This is a genomic window from Enterococcus sp. 7E2_DIV0204 (assembly GCF_002140855.1).
GTDB classification, from domain to species: domain Bacteria; phylum Bacillota; class Bacilli; order Lactobacillales; family Enterococcaceae; genus Enterococcus_L; species Enterococcus_L lemimoniae.
Genome location: NZ_NGKY01000001.1, coordinates 1239089 through 1256416, shown reverse-complemented (window position 1 = coordinate 1256416; position 17328 = coordinate 1239089). Strand labels below are relative to the sequence as shown.

Genomic DNA, 17328 nt, shown 5'->3' with positions numbered 1-17328 from the left:
TATCTAGCTTCATGAACCAGCATCTCGGAAAAAAGATAAAATTAGCCTGTGACTAAGAACGTCACATTCAAATTTTTCTATTTTTCGGTCGATGCTAAACGGGTTCATTCAGCTTTTAAATTATCTAGCTTCATGGGCTAGCTCTTCAGAAAAAAGATAAATATGAATGGTGGCAAAAAACACAACCTTCCTTATTTCCTATTTTTCAGTCAGAGCTAAACGAGCCCATTTAGCTTTTAAAGGAGGATACAAAATGATAGAACTTATTGCGACTGCTGAATCTGTTGAACAAGCGGAGGCGTTATTAGCAGTAGGGGTAGATACTTTATACATTGGAGAAGAGATGTTCGGGTTGCGCTTGCCAACGTCATTTTCTCGTGAGGAACAGCGTATTATTACAGAAAAGGCCCATCATGCTGGGAAAAAAGTGACTGTTGCGTTAAACGGGATCATGCATCCAGAAAAAATGAAGCAGGTCCCGGAGTATTTGACTTTTTTGCAAGAAATCAACGTAGATCAAATAACTGTTGGAGATCCAGGGGTAGTATTTGTTTTACAACGTGACGGGATTGACATTCCATATATTTATGATGGAGAAACCTTAGTAACTAGCTCTCGTCAAATTAATTTCTGGGCAAAACGTGGATCAATCGGTGCAGTTTTGGCTCGTGAAGTTCCTTTTGAAGAAATGAAAGCAATGAAGGATAATTTGATGGTTCCAGCTGAAGTCCTTGTATATGGCGCTACATGTATTCATCAATCAAAACGTCCATTGTTGCAAAATTACTATAATTTTACTAAAAATGATGAATCCGCTAGTAAAGAGCGTGGGCTATTTATATCTGAGCCTAAAAAGGAAGAAACACACTATTCCATTTATGAAGACAGTCATGGTACTCATATTTTTGCAAATAATGATGTCAATTTAATTGGTGAGCTAGACAAACTTCATGAACATAATTACACAAAGTGGAAGCTTGATGGTATTTATGCGCCTGGAGAAAATTTCGTAAAAGTAGCGGAACTATTTGCAGATGCTAAGGAAAAAATAGAAGCCGAACTTTGGTCGAGTGAGCAAGCACAAGTGGCAATTGAACAAATAGAAGCTCTTCACCCAGAAAATCGTGGTTTAGATATCGGGTTCTTTGATTTGGATCCAGACGAGATAAAATAAGGAGAAAAAACATATGACAAACGAACGAACACTGAAGCGTCCTGAGGTCTTAGCACCCGCAGGGACGCTAGAAAAACTAAAAACAGCTATTCACTACGGTGCAGATGCAGTCTACATTGGTGGTAATGCTTATGGATTACGTAGCCGTGCCGGGAATTTTACAAAAGAAGACATGATCGAAGGTGTAGCGTTTGCCAACGAACATGGGGCAAAAGTTTATGTGGCAGCAAATATGGTTACACATGAAGGAAATCAAGAAGGAGCAGGAGACTTTTTCAGAGAAATTCGTGATGTTGGGATTTCAGCAGTCATTGTTTCTGATCCAGCTTTGATTGAAATTTGTGCAGCGGAAGCGCCAGGCTTGCCGATCCATTTATCTACACAAGCATCAGCGACAAACTATGAAACATTAGAGTTTTGGAAAAACGAAGGATTAGAACGTGTGGTTTTAGCGCGTGAAGTATCCATGGACGAAGTCGCAGAAATCCGCAAAAATACAGATGTGGAAATTGAAGCGTTTATTCATGGGGCAATGTGTATTTCTTATTCTGGTAGATGTACGTTGTCTAATCATATGTCGATGCGGGATGCGAATCGTGGTGGTTGTTCACAATCTTGTCGTTGGAAATACGAACTTTATGATATGCCTTTTGGCGCTGAACGTACAAGTTTGACTGATAAAGGTGAAGTGGAAGAAGAATTTTCAATGAGTGCGGTGGATATGGCGATGATTCAACATATTCCTGAATTGATCCAAAATGGTGTTGATAGCTTTAAAATCGAAGGCCGAATGAAGTCAATTCACTACGTTTCTACAGTAGCGAATGTTTACAAAAAAGCGGTTGATACGTATATGGAAGATCCTGAAAATTATGAGTGCAAACAAGAATGGATCGATGAGCTTTGGAAAGTCGCGCAAAGAGAGCTTTCAACTGGCTTTTATTACCATGTACCAACCGATGAAGAACAGTTATTTGGAGAACGTCGCAAGATCCCACAATATAAATTTATCGGGGAAGTGATGGCGTATGATCCTGAAACGAAAGTCGCGACGATTCGTCAAAGAAATCATTTTAGTGTAGGCGACGAAATTGAATTTTACGGTCCTGGGTTCAAACACTTCCATCAAACAGTAGATGTTATGTATAATGAAGAGAACGAGTCAATTGATCGAGCACCAAATCCAATGATGATTTTAACAATGCCAGTTGAAGAACCAGTAGCAGTTGGTGATATGATTCGTAAAAAGAAATAAATATTTTGATTGAGGGATTGGCTGTTACAGCTTGTCCCTTTCATTGCAGAAAGGATAAGTGAACAATGGCAAAACAATATGATTATATCGTAATCGGCGGTGGCAGTGGTGGAATTGCTTCTGCTAATCGTGCCGGGATGCATGGGGCTAAGGTTTTATTGATCGAAGCGGCTGATATTGGCGGAACTTGTGTGAATGTTGGTTGTGTACCTAAAAAGGTGATGTGGCAAGCAAGTTCAATGATGGAAATGATAAAACGAGATACAGCAGGGTATGGAATGGATGTAGAGGTCAAGTCCTTCAGTTTTAAAAAGCTCGTTCAAAATCGTGAGGCATACATTGATAATCTACATGCGGCTTACCATCGTGGGTTAGATAGTAATAATGTAGAAGTTTTAGCAGAGTATGCAACGTTTGTTGATGATCACACAGTCGAAGCAGGAGGCGAATGTTTTACAGCTCCTAATATTTTGATTGCAACTGGTGGACGACCTAAAAAATTAGGAATTCCAGGTGAAGAATATGCAATCGATTCTAATGGATTTTTTGCTTTAGAAGAATTACCAAAACGAGTAGTCTTTGTTGGAGCAGGTTACATAGCTGCTGAACTTGCTGGAACCATTCACGGATTAGGATCTGAGACACATTGGGCATTTAGAAAAGACCGTCCATTACGAGGTTTCGATGAAATGTTATCAGAAAAAGTAGTTGAGCATTATGCTGAAGATGGCATGCATATTTATCCTCATTCAACTCCTCGTTCGATTGAAAAGTTTGAATCAGGAGAATTGATGATCACTTTTGAAAACGGAACTAAAATCACGGCTGATAGTATTGTATTTGGAACTGGTCGTCAACCTAATACAGATACGTTAGGGCTAGAAAATACACATGTTGAGCTGACAGACCAAGGCTATGTAAAAGTGGATAAATTCCAGAATACAACACAAACTGGTATTTATGCTGTTGGCGATGTGATTGGCAAAATCGATTTAACACCCGTGGCAATTGCCGCAGGAAGAAGATTATCAGAGCGTTTATTCAACGGAAAAGAAAATGAGTATTTAGATTATGAAACAATTCCAACTGTGGTCTTTACGCACCCAACAATTGCTACAGTTGGTTTAACTGAAAAAGAAGCCGAAGAGAAATATGGGGATGAAAATATCAAAATTTATCAATCGACTTTTACACCAATGTATTTTGCTTTAGGTGAGTATCGTCAAAAATGCGATATGAAACTAGTGTGTGTCGGCGAAGAGGAGAAAATTGTTGGATTGCATGGGATTGGCTTAGGGGTTGATGAAATGTTGCAAGGTTTTGCAGTAGCAATCAAAATGGGGGCTACGAAAAAAGATTTTGATAATACTGTGGCAATTCACCCGACAGGTTCGGAAGAATTTGTAACGATGAGATAAAAAAACACGGATAAAACGTCAAACGTTTTATCCGTGTTTTTTAATTTGTTCGTGCAAGAATGGCTTGTGTGATTTCCAAGAGCTCATTTTTAGCTTTAGAGGGAGTTTCAGGTAGCTTCTGAATACCTTTTAAAGCTTGCTGCGTATATTTTTGTGCAAGCTTTTGGGCTTTCTCAACTCCACCAAATGAATGAACCAATTCATAGATTTTATTTGTTTCAGAGTCAGTTAATGTTTCACCTTTTTTCAAATAAGGAAGTAGGGTGTCTCGTCCTTCTTCTAACGCATATAAAAGCGGCAATGAATAGATTCCCTGACGAACATCCTCCAACACAGGTTTTCCGATTTGTTCTGGACTTTGGGTATAATCTAAAACGTCATCTATAATTTGAAAAGCAATCCCAATGTTTTCACCGATTTTTCCGCAATTTTTAGCAAAACGTTCAGTTGTTCCACTTTCATAAGCTCCAACAAAGCAACTTAGTGAAAAAAGTTCAGCAGTTTTACCAGAAATATTTTCTAAGTATTGATTAATCGTCATATCAAGATTATAACGATTATCCATTTGTCCCAGTTCACCACTTAATATTTTTTCCATACTCCGTGAATTTAACTGGATACTTTTTAAAGAAGAAGAGTAGTCAGCAAGTAACTTGAAACAGCTGACAAACAAATAATCACCCGCATAAACAGCTGTGCTATTGCCAAACTGAGAACGAATAGTTGGTAAACTACGTCTGATATCAGCATCGTCTACGATATCGTCATGAATCAATGTTGCAGTGTGCAATAATTCAATCGCTGCCGCTAAAGCAACAGCCTTTTTGGGTTCTCTTTTTTCGCCAAACTGTGAAAATAAAAGCTGATAAGCTGGACGAAGTAACTTACCGCCGGAATGAATCATCGACATGACTGCATCTTCGACATCTTTATTTTTTAGAGCAACACTATTTTCCATCAATTTTAACGTGTTGTTTAATTCTTTTGCTAGTTCAGGATATTTTTTCCACATGGGATGAATGTTCATAAGATGACTCCTTTGATTGTACTCAGTCAGAATAAAATATTATTGAAAATATTGGCTCCATTTATGTTTGGTCGTTGATTCGTAATTTAGCTGAAATTGGCGTAGAGTTTGAACATGGCGCAGTAGGTAATTTGCTGCAATCCCGATTGCAATTCCGGATAATAAGCCGAAAAAAGAAAGGAAAGGCAGATAAAGCATAGGAGCCCATGATTGAGCAAAGAAACAAGTGGTTAATAATTGCCCAACATTGTGTAAAAATCCACCTGCCGCACTAATTCCAATAATACTGACGCGTTTAGGACCTAATTGCATGATGAGTAGCATCCCTAAATAGCTAAGTAAGGCACCACTGGCACTATAAAAGAAAGTGGAAATCGTTCCGCCAAGCAGTGTCGTTAAAATTAGACGCATACAGACCAAAAAGAAACTATCTCTTTTTCGCATTGTAAAAATAGCAATGATGGTAATTAGATTAGCCAGTCCTAGTTTAGCACCAGGGGCAAAAGCAAAAGGATAAGGAATCATATTTTCAATCAATCCAATGATCACACCCTGTGCGACTAACATGGAAATATAGATGTTTTTTTGTAATTTACTCATAATATACTGACAGTGTTTAATAAATCAAACTGCCATCCTCACTCCCATCAGAAGCCTCAACTGTGATGAATAAATTATGGGGCAAGCAGGCAATAGGTGTTTCTCCTGCTTTAGATATCCAACCTCGTTGTACGCAAATTTGATCTCCGCAATTTGATTCTACCATGCGGATTTTATCACCACTGACTTCGATCAAGTTATAGTCTCCATCAGAGTCCTCGTATTTGTATGTATATGTGGGGCCGCCTTCTTTTAAATCGAAGACTTTGATTACTTCACCATCCACTTTTAGTACTGCTTGTTTTGTCGCGTCATCTTGTGCTGTGTTTTGCATGCTAAATACTGCAAGGGGCAAGAAAGAACTGAGAATCAAGAAAACAATGATCACAATATCCCACGGACGTATATAGCTTTTTTTGACAAATTCTTTAATGTCCATTTCTATCCTCTCCCTTGTAGTGTTTATTTTCTTATATTCTATCATAATGAGAAAAGAAAGTTCTAGGAGCAAACCTAGAACTCTCTTAGATTTTTACTATAAGAAGTAATTATTTACTGCCATATCTGGACTTAGGTGTTCCGTACCACCATTTACCTAGTGTACGTTGAACCCAAGGGATAACCCAGCGGTCTAAACCAAGCGCACGTCCAGAACCATTCATTAAAGCGAAGGCTACAAAGATAAACCAAATGTTTACCCAATAGAACATGCCTGATAAACAGAATGCAATGGTTAAACCAATTGTTGCAGCACTACTTAACCAAGTGAATAATCCAGCGATCAACGCTAAAGCAATCAAGACTTCAACGATTGTCATAAATTTTTGCATGAACAATGCGACTTCTTGGTTAGGCATCATGAATTTCATAACACTTTCAAACCATTTAGGCATATGATCGAAGACTTGCATTGGCTCTTCACCATAGGCATAGCTTAAACCGAATTGAGCAGCTTTAGCTGTCGTTTCAGTTGCCTCAGCGCCACCACCTGCAGCAGATGCACCTGTTGTTACTTGTTCTTGTAACCAAGGGAATGGGAAGGCAACTTTATCAGTAAACCATGAACCATCACCAAACCAAGTGCTCGGTTTCAAGTAATCGCCAGTACCGACAATTTTCTTCATCGATTCGACTAACCAAACCATACCGTAGAATACACGTAAAGGAACGCTCCATAAAACATTACCATAACGAGAAGAATGTCCACGTGTTACATTACGATCGTCTTTAATATGGAAGAACTCATGCATAATATATTGGAACATATAGTAACCAGAACGAATATCAAAGAAATATTTCAAGTTAACGATGTGTTTCATGATGATCGCTAGGAAACCACTAAGATGAATTTTATCAAATAAGTTTGCGACACCCCATTTAGCACCAATAGAAACCATAAATCCTTGATAATTACCTTTGAATTTGTGTTTTTCACTGCCTTTGATGTCCGCTACGATATTTGCAGCAGCTGTGTGACCAGTTTGTTCAGCAGCTTGAACGATTTGTGGTGTTGGTGTTTCAGGGAATTCTTCGTAATAGACCAAGTCACCAACGATATAAATGTTTTTATCTTCATAGCCTTTCGCTTGCATATATTCATTTGCAATCAAACGATTGCCACGAGCTGATTCTAAACCGAAGTCAGCAGCATCAGAAGTCGCTTTAACACCAGCAGTCCAGATCAATGTGTGTGTTGGAACTGTAGAACCATCTTTTAATTTGATATGATCTGCAGCTACTTCAACGATTGGTGCGTTAAGCAACAATTTCACATTTTTCTTCTCTAAGTAACGTTCAGCTTTCGCTGCATCATTACGAGAAAGCATGTTTAAGATTGTTGGCATTGCTTCAACGACCATTAAAGTAAATTCATTAGGGTCAAGTTTAAATTCTTTTGCAAGACGATCTTTCCAGTCGATCAATTCGCCGACCATTTCAATACCAGTGAATCCTGAACCACAGACAACAAATGTTAGCATCGCTTTACGAACTTCTGGATCTGGTTCGATTGCTGCTTTTTCAACTGTTTCCAAGATATGTTCACGAATTTTCAGAGAGTTTTCAAACGACCATAGAGTAAAACCATGTTCTTTAACCCCAGGGGTACCAAAATCATTTGGCTCGCCACCCATACCGATGATCAATTGGTCAAATTCATAAGAACCTAACTCTGTTTGAACAACTTTTTTGTCTTTATCGATACCAGTTACAGTGTCAGTTACAAGAGTGACATTCTTTTTACGTGAGAATAAACGTTGTAGATCGTACTGAATCGCTGAAGGCTCAACACGTCCTCCGGCTACTTCGTGCAACTCAGTCATCATGGTGTGGTAAGAATGACGATCAATTAAAGTAATCTCAACGTCAGAATCTTTTTTCAATTTTTTGGCTAAAAATTTAGTAGCTGAAACTCCAGCATAACCAGCTCCCACAACGACAATTTTTTGTTTTGTCATTGATAATCCGCTCCTTAAAAATAAATGAAATGAAAAATGATAATAATTACACAATCGAATTCATTATATAGCCATTTTTAGGTTTTGTCTAATAACAATTCTTAAATATAGGAAATAAATTTTTTTTATTAAAAAGCCGTGAAAAACGGGTAAAATTTTGTCTTTCTTTTATAACTTTAATTGACATAATTGGAAATTTCTATAGAATGTAAATTATATCACAAACAAAAAATTGTGAATGTTTAAGAAAAGGAAAAGGTGAACAAAAATGAAAATGAACAAAATTGTAAAGGGCTTCACAGCTATCGCACTTTCATCTCTTTTATTAGCTGCATGTGGATCAGATCAAAAAAAAGACACAGCGAAATCTTCTGAATCAACTACTGCAACATCAAAAACAGCTGAATCTTCTACAGTAGCAGAAAAAGAAGCTGGTGCAGATTTACAAGATGGTACTTATAAATTAGAAGAAAAAAATGAATCTAATGGTTACCGTGCAACATTTGAAATGACTGTTAAAGACGGCAAAATCACTGAATCTAAATATGACAATATCAATGCTGATGGTAAATCAAAAGCAGATGATAAAGACTACGAAAAAAATATGAAAGACAAATCAGGCGTAGGCCCAGCTGAATACATCAAAGAATTAAATGATTCTTTTGTTAAAGCACAAAGCGCTGATGGTGTAGAAGTAGTAACTGGTGCGACTCACTCAAGTGAATCATTCCAAAACTATGCACAACAATTGATTCAAGCAGCTCAAGCAGGCGATACTAAAACTATCGAAATCGACAATGGTGCTGATCTTAAAGATGGTACGTATGCATTGAAAGAAAAAAATAATTCAAATGGCTACCACACTGAATTTTCAATCGTTGTAAAAGATGGTAAAGTAACTGAATCTAACTACGATAATGTGAATGACGAAGGCAAATCTAAAAAAGATGACGCTGACTACAACAAAAACATGAAAGACAAATCAGGCGTAGGCCCAGCTGAATACATTAAAACTTTAAACGAAGAATTAGTGAAAGCAATGAACGAAAAAGACGGTTCAGCTGCAAACGTAGAAGTAGTAACTGGTGCAACTCACAGTTCTCACTCATTTGTGATCTACGCTGAACAATTAGTGAATGCTGCTGAAAAAGGCGACACTAACGAAATCGTTGTAGACAACATTGTAATGAAAAAATAATTTTTCACATAAGTAAAACAAAAAAGATATGTGTGCAGAATTCAGAGATTGCTCTGAATTCTGCTTTTTGCTGTGAATCACTGCGATTGCTACGCAGAGCAGATGATGAACAGTACTTGGCGATCAAAGGTAGAGAAGTAACCGTACTAAGAATCACCCAATGCTTGACTCACAAAAAACAGAGGTAACTGTATCTAGAAAAGTAAATGTCAATCAAAAGAATAGCCCAACAGGCTCTGCCAGAGCAGATGATGAAAACAGTCCAAGGCGACTGCAAGGAGCCGCAAATACCAAAAGTCCAAACAAATCACTGCATTCATTTCACTAAACCGCACCAATAACAGATAGAAAATCCTTTCCATTCAAGCGAAAAAGCGCTACTATAAATAAGACAATTTTTCTATGTAGAAAGAGGGATACGATGAAAAACAAAAAATCACTGATCATCTTAATGACAGTACTATTTTTAGCTGTTTTGGCAGGATGTAACTCAAAAGATAAGAAGGAAGAAACCAAAATCAACAAAGAACCTTATTCAGATCAGCAATCGCTATTAGGAACTTATGTACAAGTGAGAATCTATGATGACGGCAAAGAAGAGGTATTAGAAAAAGCCTTTGCCAGAGTGAAAGAACTAGGCGATAAAATCACAGTCAACGAAAAAGGGTCTGAAATCGATGAAATCAACGAACAAGCTGGGATCAAACCAGTCAAAGTCTCTGATGATATCTACCCATTATTGAAACGAGCATATGAATATAGTGAAGACTCTTCCGGTGGTTTTGATATGGCAATCGGTCCAATCACACAATTATGGCATATTGGCTTTGATGATGCTCGTAAACCTTCACAAGAAGAAATCGATCAAGCGTTAAAATTAGTTGATTATCATAAAGTAAAATTAAATGATGAAGATAAAACGGTCTATCTTGAAGAAAAAGGAATGCAACTTGATCTAGGTGCAATCGCCAAAGGGTTTATTACAGATGAAGTCGTGAAAGTTTTGAAAGATAATGGCGTAACGACTGCAATTGTGGATTTAGGTGGAAATGTTTATGTGCTAGGACATAGCCCTCGTGGTAAAGATATGGACTGGAATGTAGGAATACAAGATCCTAACAAAGCCCGTAATACAGTAGTCGGAACGATTCAAGAAAGCGATAAAACATTAGTAACTTCTGGTATTTATGAGCGCTTTTTAGAAGTAGATGGTAAAAAATACCATCATTTATTTGACCCTAAAACAGGTTATCCTTTCGATAATGATATCGCAGGTGTCACTGTGATCACGAAGGAATCGATCGATGGCGATGGACTTTCAACAGCTGTATTTTCAATGGGGGTCAAAAAAGGTTTAGAGTACGCTGAAGGCTTGAAAGATGTTGATGTGATTTTTGTTACAAAAGAGGATACCGTATTTGTAAGTAAAGATATTGAAAAGGTTTTTGAGTTAGGAAAAGATTCAGGTTATACATTGGGTGATCGTAAAGATCTGAAATAAGGAGAACGAATATGTCTTTGAAAGTATTTTTGCAGGTTGTGGAAATTCAGACTAAATTAGCGAGTCTATTTCCTTTTGCAGTTGGGGTGTTATTTTCGCTTGCTTATTTCCAAGAGTTTCAGTTAGGCTATACAGTTTTATTTTTCATAGGAATGGTTGTTTTTGATATGGCTACGACAGCAATAAATAATTATATGGACTTTAAAAAAGCAAAATCTGAAGTATACAAATATGAAGAGAATATTATTGGTAGCTCTGGGATCGCACCAGTTCTTGTGAGAAATATGATCTTTGGAATGGTTGCTTTTTCCGCTGTGATCGGGATCTTTTTAACGGTTCAAACAGGTTGGCTGTTCTTGGTAATGGGCGGCGTGTGTTGTTTTATCGGAATTTTTTATACGTTTGGACCAATTCCGTTATCGCGGATGCCGTTAGGTGAGGTTTTCAGTGGATTTACAATGGGACTTGGGATTTTTGCGATGACGATCTATTTAAATGTTCAAGATAAACGACCATTTTATCTATTGCTCGATTGGGGTCGTGGAACATTTGCCTTGACAGGGAATTTGTGGGCAGTTCTAGCGATCATTTGGGCCTCTTTGCCGATGGTCTTCACGATTGCCAATATCATGTTGGCAAATAACCTGAGAGATTTAGACACGGATATTGAAAATCATCGTTATACGTTGGTTTATTATATTGGTCGAGAGCATGGTGTGATATTATTTCAACTATTGATATTAGCCTGCTATGCAGTTGTTTTGATTGGGTGGCCATTGGGTGTATATCACTGGCCGATTTTGACTGTATTTTTATCACTGCCAACTGTTTGGAAAAATCTTCAGTCATTTAAAAAAGAGTTGCCTCATCCCAAAAGTTTTGGCTATTCGATAAAAAATCTATTAGCATTTAACGGTAGCTATTTACTAGGGTTATTCTTAACGATTATTTTAGAAAAAATTTAAATAAAAAAGAAGGAAGCAGTAACCAACAACGACTCTGCTTCCTTCTTTTTTACGCTCTATTTTAACAACCCTTTTTTAAACACTACTTTTTATTTTTTTTTACTTTTAATGAATAGAAATAGTACAGCTAATAGAATAATCGCAATACCCGCAATTGAAAAGTAAACAGTTTTCTTTTCACCTGTGTTTGGAAATAAGTCTTTTTTCTTTTCTGTTTCTTTAGTAGAAGTCGAAGAGGAAGCAGTGCTTTTAGCTGGTGTAGAGCTATCTGTTGTTCCTGCGGCACCGGCAAAGGCCTGGTCAGTTAATGTATAGATGGGTGAATAATCACCTGATTGTCGCGAAAAAGCCGCAAAACTGAAATGATCTTGGTATGGAAGAGTGAAATAACCTTCAGTGTCTGTTAGGACAGGACTGTCTGTTTTGGCGAAGGGATAAAACACTTTTATATTTTTAGGAACTGCATCATAGTTAGCAGTATTTTCGCCGTAAATAGGAACGTTACTGACTGAAGCTTCATCTGTAGTTAAAACCCTACCCTTAACTTGTTTTTTTTCTGAATTATAGGAAATAAATTGGATATCATAGGTTGGCGTAGACTTTACTACTGTATAGCCCATATTTAGTGTAACTTCTTGCTTCTCTCCTTGGTTTTCTTCTAAAGGATGGAGCATAAAGCTCACTTTGACTAAATAGTCTCCTATTTTTTCTGTTGAGGCGTCCTCTAAAAGTTTAAGATCTCTAAACGCAGCGCCATGATAGCCACTATCTTGGGAAAGCATTTCTGCAGTCACTTTTTCTCCTTGAAATACAACTAAAGTTGTTTGGATAAGATCGCTATAAGCGTTGGGAACTGAGCTACTGGAATTTTCTATGAAACTTGTATCTGATGTAGAACTATCAACGTTTTTTTTGTTTTCCTTCTCAGTTTCTTGTGTGGATGTTATAGAGGAAGAGCTTTCAACTTCCGATGTAGTTGAAACTTCTTCTGCAAAACTTGTAAGCGGTAGAGCTAAAGATAAAGCGACCAAACAAAAAACGACTTTTTTCATAAATATTCTCCTTGTGTAATGTTCGTATTGTTTATGATATAAATGTAACACAAGTGAAACATTTAGCAAATGGTTGTAAGAAAACTGGCTGCCCTCTTAAGGAATTCTTAATATATTCGTTTGATGTTGCTGTTAAGTCGTTGGATTGATACTGTTTAAACTGATTTCCCCAGAAGAAAGAATCTTTTCTGTTTTGTCATGGAGTTGTACGACTAATTCACCATGATCGTTGATGGAGACCGCAATTCCTTCATATTCAACACCTGTTTGAATGAATGAAACAGTCTTGCCGAGGACAAATGATTTTTGGCGATATTCTTCTAAGAAATGTTGTGCTGGTAATTGATTTAGAATGGCATAAAATTGATTCCAGATTTCTCCAATCAGTTCGTTTCTTGTAATCGTTGGTTCCTCTTTTGGAAATAGAGAGGTTGCTTTTTTTCTTAATTCCTTTGGAAATTCCTCTTGTTTTAAAGAGAAGTTGATTCCCATGCCGATGATGACATTTGAGATTTGTCCCGATTCAACATCACTCATTGCTTCTGATAAAATACCACAGACTTTCTTTCCGTTGATATAGATATCATTGACCCATTTGATTTCAGTAGAGACCTTGACCAACTTGTCCATTGCACGAGTAACTGCTACAGCCATGATCACAGTATATTGCGCCATTTCTTCAAAGTTTTGATTTGGTCTTAATAACATACTCATGTAGATGCCGCTACCCGCTTTTGAGAAGAAAGGGCGACCGAAGCGACCGATCGGTGCTTCTTGGATATCTGCTACGATCAATGTATTATCAGGTTCACCATTGATTGCGGCTAGTTTTGCATCTTTCATTGTAGATTCTGATGAGTTTAGCACCGTGATCGAAAGGCTAGGTGTTGTTGATTTTAGAGCTAAACGGATTCCTTCTGCTGATAAAACGTCTGATTTTCCGTAGCAATAGCCTTTATTACGGCTACTTGAAATGATGTGCCCCTCTTTTTTTAATTCGTTGATCGCTTTCCAGATTGCAGTTCGAGATAAAGAAAGTTGTTGAGCCATTTCTTCACCCGAAATAAAATTGGGGGCTTGTTTCATTAATAGGGTTAATACCTGACTTTTCGTAGACATACACTTCGCTCCTTTATAATAGTTTCATTGTATCTGATGGTAGGAAGGTGGGTCAACCACCATCCGCCTGAAAGAGGAGATAAAAATCCATCTAAGGATGTATGAGTTTTCCTGGAAAAATTGCTATACTTACGTAGTAGGAACGAAAGATACTGGTTATTATTATAGAGATGGAGTGGGGAAGAATGGAAAAGCAACAATATGTTTGTGATAAGTGTGGCAACACACACTATGTATCAGATCAGTTTCAAGCAACAGGAGGAAACTTTTCAAAGATTTTTGATATACAAAATAAGAAATTTATCACAGTGAGCTGTACGAGATGCGGATTTACGGAATTGTACCGTGGTCAAACATCAGATGGCTGGAATGTTTTAGACTTTTTAATGGGTGGCTAATAGCCAACAAAATAAATAAAAAAGGAGTTCAAGTGTATGCTGCACTTGAACTCTTTTTTTAAACTAGTAGTAGTTGATCGTCTTTTAATTCACTGCCACTATTTTTGTGGAACATTTCCATCAACTCGTTAACGGTTAGATCTTTTTTCTGTTCGGCAGGGACATCTACTACAACTTGCCCTTGATGAAGCATAATCAGACGGTTGCCATAACGAATCGCATCTTCCATATCGTGAGTAACCATAAAGGCTGTCAGGTTTTGTTCCTGTATTAATTTTTCAGTTAGCTCCATAACTGTGATCGATGTTTTAGGATCTAATGCTGCGGTATGTTCATCCAGTAAAATCAGTTTGGGACGAATCAAGGTAGCCATAAGCAAAGTGATTGCTTGACGTTGTCCGCCAGATAGTAAACCAATTTCCGCACCTAGGCGATTTTCTAAGCCTAAGTTCAAACTGGCTAATTGTTCTTTGAAGAAATTACGGTCGTTTTTACGAACGCCGTTTCCCAAACCGCGTTTTTTTCCACGTTTCATTGCAAGGGCCATGTTTTCTTCCACAGTTAAACGTACAGCAGTCCCCATCTTTGGATCTTGAAACACACGGCTGATTTGTTTAGAGCGAGCAACGACACGCTGTTTGGTAATATCTTTACCATTTAAAGTTAATTGCCCTTCTTCAATCGGTAATGTTCCAGCAATGCTGTTTAGTAAAGTCGATTTACCAGCACCATTTCCGCCGATGATCGTAATGAATTCACCTTGATTGATTGTTAAATCAATGCCTTTTAGTACATGGTTTTCATTGACTGTTCCACGCTCGAAATATTGGTGTAAATTTTTGATTGTTAGTACAGGCTCCATTAGTTGGCTCCTCCTTTACGTTTCCCTAGTTTAGAAAAACCTAATTTTTTTTGAATCAATGGTGAAGATAGACAAATCACCAGAATAATTGCTGAGAATAATTTTAAATCAGCTGGATCGACACGTAGCTCTAGTACGCAAGCAAGGATAAAACGGTATAAAATTGCACCAATCACAATTGTAAGCAAACGCAAACCAAGTGATTTATTTTTAAAGAGAACTTCTGCAATGATAATGGAAGCAAGTCCGATAACGATCGTTCCAATACCGGAATTCAAATCAGCGAAGTTATTATTTTGTACAAGTAACGCACCAGCTAAGGCAATACATCCATTTGACAACATATAGCCGATGATTTTCATGTTGTCGGTTTTGATTCCGTTTGCTTCACTCATATCGATGTTGTCACCCGTTGCTCGAGTGGCCAAACCAATTTCAGTTTTAAAGAATAAGACAAGTAAAATAATGACTAAAAGAACGATGATTGCACCGACAACTATCGCGCTGTTGATTTTAGTGAGTCCTAATGATTGAGCGTGAGAGAAAATCGAATCTGTTCCAATTAAAGAAATATTTGGAGCGCCCATGATACGTGAGTTGATACTGTAAAGTCCAGTCATCGTGATGATTCCTGCTAATAAAGCTGGGATTTTTAATTTTGTGTGTAAAAGTCCTGAAACAAGTCCTGCTAACATGCCGGCTATAAAGGCAATTATCAATGCAAAGATTGGCGCTATCATATAATGGATATCGAATAAAGACTGGACTGGCGCCGGCAAAGTCGTTGGGTCTTTAGCTAAAATAACGGCAGCGACTGCACCACCTAAAGGAAAACTTCCTTCAGTAGTCAAATCAGCGATATCTAAAATACGGTAAGTCAAGAAGACTCCGATGGCGAGTAAGGACCACAGAAGACCTTGAGAGGTTGAAGATAGTAATATGTCTAACAATAAAATCAGCTTCTTTCAGTAGTTTTATGTAAAGGTTGAGAAAAAAGCGTTTAGTTTCGAAAAGCCGGTTGCTTTTCTCTCAACGTTTATTTAGGAATTAAGGTGCTTTGATCGTGTCTGGATCAATATCCAACGCTTTTGCCATGTCTTTATTCACGAAAAGTTCTAAGTCTTTTGCTTTTTCAACAGGCATATCCTCAGGTTTTGCTTCACCTTTTAGAATTTTTGCTGCCATAGCCCCGGTTTGTTTGCCCAATGATTTATAGTCGATACCTACAGTGGCCAAGCCACCTTCTTCGACTTGCTCAATTGAACCTGCAATGACTGGCGTTTTATGTTCTTTTGCTACTTCGCCGATAACAGCAGCTGCTGAAGCGAAAGTGTTGTCGGTTGGAATATAAATTGCATCAACATCTTTGGCCAAGCTAGTCGTTACTTGCTGTACGTCGTTTGTTGAGTTAGCCGTTAAAACTTTTGATTTGATGCCAGCATTTTTTAAGGCTTTTTCTGCCATATCCGCTTGGATTTTAGAATTGGCTTCACCTGCGTTATACATGATTCCGACAGTTTTAGCATCAGGGACGATAGATAATAGTAAGGTAATTTGTTTGTCGATAGGGACGATATCAGTAGTCCCAGTTACGTTACCACCAGGTTTTTCATCTGATTTTACGAGTTTGGCACTCACTAAATCTGTTACTGCTGTGACTAAAATTGGAATATCTGTTGTTTCGTTCAACAGTGATTGCGCAGCGGGTGTTGCAATTCCTAGTAAGAGATCTGGTTTTTCTTTGACTAATTTTTCACTCATACTTTTTAATTGTGCTTGATCATTTTGGGCATTGCTATAGTCAATGGTTAGGTTGTCGCCGTCTTTGAATCCATTATCAGCTAAACCTTCTTTGAATCCTTCAAAAGCAGCATCTAGTGAGCCGTGTTCAACCGGTTGTAAAACACCGATCTTCTTACTATCACTGTTTGTGTCGCTGTCTGTCTTCTTGCCATCTCCACATGCGCCAAGAGCCAATAGTGCTACTGCTGATACAATACTTAGTCCTAATAGTTTCTTTTTCATCTTGATTCCTCCAATTATAATTAATAAAACAAAAAATCCATTCAGACAATATGCCTAAATGGATTGATAAAAGTCGTAAGATAAACACTTCTTCTTTAAGCCACTTAGGATTGTCTACGTGGCGTTTGTTCAGTACAAAATGCTTTAGCCATCATAGATACAAAAACAGGTTTTTGCTGTTTGTACCCACGATTTCATGAATACAAAACTATCTAAAGTAGCTAAAGTAAGCTTTATTCAGTTGTGAGTTGATTAAGTGTGTCATAAAAATCCCTCCG

General features: G+C 37.6%; 17 protein-coding genes. 8 read left to right on the top strand and 9 right to left on the bottom strand.

Annotation, left to right across the window (positions count from 1 at the left end; translation table 11 throughout):
- Positions 1–253: 253 nt before the first annotated feature.
- The 3 genes from A5819_RS05905 to gor all read left to right on the top strand — a co-directional run bounded on the left by A5819_RS05905 (position 254) and on the right by gor (position 3847).
- On the top strand, positions 254–1174 hold the full coding sequence (locus tag A5819_RS05905; protein WP_086277579.1) for a peptidase U32 family protein: 921 nt from the start codon (positions 254–256) through the stop codon (positions 1172–1174).
- A gap of 13 nt (positions 1175–1187) precedes the next feature.
- Positions 1188–2429, top strand: a complete 1242-nt coding sequence (locus tag A5819_RS05900) for a U32 family peptidase (protein ID WP_086277577.1) — start codon at positions 1188–1190, stop codon at positions 2427–2429.
- A 65-nt stretch (positions 2430–2494) separates the two neighbouring features.
- Entirely contained in the window at positions 2495–3847 is a 1353-nt protein-coding gene (gene gor, locus A5819_RS05895; RefSeq protein ID WP_086277575.1) for a glutathione-disulfide reductase, read from the top strand.
- Positions 3848–3887: 40 nt separating this feature from the next.
- On the opposite strand, the gene A5819_RS05890 is transcribed toward gor, so the two are convergent.
- The 4 genes from A5819_RS05890 to A5819_RS05875 all read right to left on the bottom strand — a co-directional run bounded on the left by A5819_RS05890 (position 3888) and on the right by A5819_RS05875 (position 7930).
- Entirely contained in the window at positions 3888–4874 is a 987-nt protein-coding gene (locus A5819_RS05890; RefSeq protein ID WP_086277574.1) for a polyprenyl synthetase family protein, read from the bottom strand.
- 39 nt (positions 4875–4913) lie between these two features.
- Complete coding sequence (locus A5819_RS05885) at positions 4914–5474, bottom strand: Gx transporter family protein (protein WP_086277572.1); 561 nt, start codon at positions 5472–5474, stop codon at positions 4914–4916.
- A 16-nt stretch (positions 5475–5490) separates the two neighbouring features.
- Positions 5491–5913 (bottom strand): NusG domain II-containing protein, encoded by a 423-nt coding sequence (locus A5819_RS05880; RefSeq protein ID WP_086277571.1) that lies wholly within the window; start codon positions 5911–5913, stop codon positions 5491–5493.
- 109 nt (positions 5914–6022) lie between these two features.
- Positions 6023–7930 carry an NAD(P)/FAD-dependent oxidoreductase gene (locus A5819_RS05875; protein WP_086277569.1) on the bottom strand — a complete coding sequence of 636 codons (1908 nt, stop codon included), beginning with the start codon at positions 7928–7930 and terminating at the stop codon, positions 6023–6025.
- 268 nt (positions 7931–8198) lie between these two features.
- Here A5819_RS05875 and pplA point away from each other — a divergent pair, with 268 nt between their 5' ends.
- From pplA to menA, 4 genes are all read left to right on the top strand, one after another.
- Complete coding sequence (pplA, locus tag A5819_RS05870; RefSeq protein WP_086277568.1) at positions 8199–9128, top strand: extracellular electron transfer flavoprotein PplA; 930 nt, start codon at positions 8199–8201, stop codon at positions 9126–9128.
- A gap of 160 nt (positions 9129–9288) precedes the next feature.
- Complete coding sequence (locus A5819_RS19200; protein ID WP_176271369.1) at positions 9289–9456, top strand: hypothetical protein; 168 nt, start codon at positions 9289–9291, stop codon at positions 9454–9456.
- A gap of 93 nt (positions 9457–9549) precedes the next feature.
- Positions 9550–10629: an FAD:protein FMN transferase gene (locus A5819_RS05865; RefSeq protein WP_086277566.1), complete on the top strand. Its 1080-nt coding sequence runs from the start codon at positions 9550–9552 to the stop codon at positions 10627–10629.
- 11 nt (positions 10630–10640) lie between these two features.
- Positions 10641–11594, top strand: coding sequence for a 1,4-dihydroxy-2-naphthoate polyprenyltransferase (gene menA / locus A5819_RS05860; RefSeq protein WP_086277564.1), 954 nt, complete (start codon positions 10641–10643; stop codon positions 11592–11594).
- A gap of 89 nt (positions 11595–11683) precedes the next feature.
- On the opposite strand, the gene A5819_RS05855 is transcribed toward menA, so the two are convergent.
- On the bottom strand, positions 11684–12646 hold the full coding sequence (locus A5819_RS05855; RefSeq protein WP_086277563.1) for an LPXTG cell wall anchor domain-containing protein: 963 nt from the start codon (positions 12644–12646) through the stop codon (positions 11684–11686).
- Positions 12647–12778: 132 nt separating this feature from the next.
- Entirely contained in the window at positions 12779–13765 is a 987-nt protein-coding gene (locus A5819_RS05850; RefSeq protein ID WP_086277561.1) for a biotin--[acetyl-CoA-carboxylase] ligase, read from the bottom strand.
- A gap of 185 nt (positions 13766–13950) precedes the next feature.
- Between A5819_RS05850 and A5819_RS05845 the strand changes: the two genes are divergently transcribed.
- The gene (locus A5819_RS05845; protein WP_010771950.1) at positions 13951–14163 is read left to right on the top strand and encodes a zinc ribbon domain-containing protein; all 213 of its coding nucleotides are present in this window, start codon (positions 13951–13953) and stop codon (positions 14161–14163) included.
- Positions 14164–14221: 58 nt separating this feature from the next.
- Here the strand turns inward: A5819_RS05845 and A5819_RS05840 are convergent, their stop codons facing one another.
- The 3 genes from A5819_RS05840 to A5819_RS05830 form a co-directional block, all read right to left on the bottom strand.
- The gene (locus A5819_RS05840; protein ID WP_086277559.1) at positions 14222–15025 is read right to left on the bottom strand and encodes an ABC transporter ATP-binding protein; all 804 of its coding nucleotides are present in this window, start codon (positions 15023–15025) and stop codon (positions 14222–14224) included.
- A complete protein-coding gene (locus A5819_RS05835; protein ID WP_086277557.1) occupies positions 15025–15975 on the bottom strand; it encodes an ABC transporter permease in 951 nt (316 codons plus the stop codon). The genes A5819_RS05840 and A5819_RS05835 overlap by 1 nt, the downstream gene beginning before the upstream one ends.
- Before the next feature lie 97 nt (positions 15976–16072).
- Positions 16073–17050 carry an ABC transporter substrate-binding protein gene (locus A5819_RS05830; protein WP_086277555.1) on the bottom strand — a complete coding sequence of 326 codons (978 nt, stop codon included), beginning with the start codon at positions 17048–17050 and terminating at the stop codon, positions 16073–16075.
- Positions 17051–17328: the final 278 nt, after the last annotated feature.

What these genes read in the sequence shown, in the direction of transcription:
- A5819_RS05905 (WP_086277579.1), top strand. Translation starts at nt 254, where the DNA reads ATGATAGAACTTATTGCGACTGCTGAATCTGTTGAACAAGCGGAGGCG.
- A5819_RS05900 (WP_086277577.1), top strand. Translation starts at nt 1,188, where the DNA reads ATGACAAACGAACGAACACTGAAGCGTCCTGAGGTCTTAGCACCCGCA.
- gor (WP_086277575.1), top strand. Translation starts at nt 2,495, where the DNA reads ATGGCAAAACAATATGATTATATCGTAATCGGCGGTGGCAGTGGTGGA.
- A5819_RS05890 (WP_086277574.1), bottom strand. Translation starts at nt 4,874, where the DNA reads ATGAACATTCATCCCATGTGGAAAAAATATCCTGAACTAGCAAAAGAA.
- A5819_RS05885 (WP_086277572.1), bottom strand. Translation starts at nt 5,474, where the DNA reads ATGAGTAAATTACAAAAAAACATCTATATTTCCATGTTAGTCGCACAG.
- A5819_RS05880 (WP_086277571.1), bottom strand. Translation starts at nt 5,913, where the DNA reads ATGGACATTAAAGAATTTGTCAAAAAAAGCTATATACGTCCGTGGGAT.
- A5819_RS05875 (WP_086277569.1), bottom strand. Translation starts at nt 7,930, where the DNA reads ATGACAAAACAAAAAATTGTCGTTGTGGGAGCTGGTTATGCTGGAGTT.
- pplA (WP_086277568.1), top strand. Translation starts at nt 8,199, where the DNA reads ATGAAAATGAACAAAATTGTAAAGGGCTTCACAGCTATCGCACTTTCA.
- A5819_RS19200 (WP_176271369.1), top strand. Translation starts at nt 9,289, where the DNA reads ATGCTTGACTCACAAAAAACAGAGGTAACTGTATCTAGAAAAGTAAAT.
- A5819_RS05865 (WP_086277566.1), top strand. Translation starts at nt 9,550, where the DNA reads ATGAAAAACAAAAAATCACTGATCATCTTAATGACAGTACTATTTTTA.
- menA (WP_086277564.1), top strand. Translation starts at nt 10,641, where the DNA reads ATGTCTTTGAAAGTATTTTTGCAGGTTGTGGAAATTCAGACTAAATTA.
- A5819_RS05855 (WP_086277563.1), bottom strand. Translation starts at nt 12,646, where the DNA reads ATGAAAAAAGTCGTTTTTTGTTTGGTCGCTTTATCTTTAGCTCTACCG.
- A5819_RS05850 (WP_086277561.1), bottom strand. Translation starts at nt 13,765, where the DNA reads ATGTCTACGAAAAGTCAGGTATTAACCCTATTAATGAAACAAGCCCCC.
- A5819_RS05845 (WP_010771950.1), top strand. Translation starts at nt 13,951, where the DNA reads ATGGAAAAGCAACAATATGTTTGTGATAAGTGTGGCAACACACACTAT.
- A5819_RS05840 (WP_086277559.1), bottom strand. Translation starts at nt 15,025, where the DNA reads ATGGAGCCTGTACTAACAATCAAAAATTTACACCAATATTTCGAGCGT.
- A5819_RS05830 (WP_086277555.1), bottom strand. Translation starts at nt 17,050, where the DNA reads ATGAAAAAGAAACTATTAGGACTAAGTATTGTATCAGCAGTAGCACTA.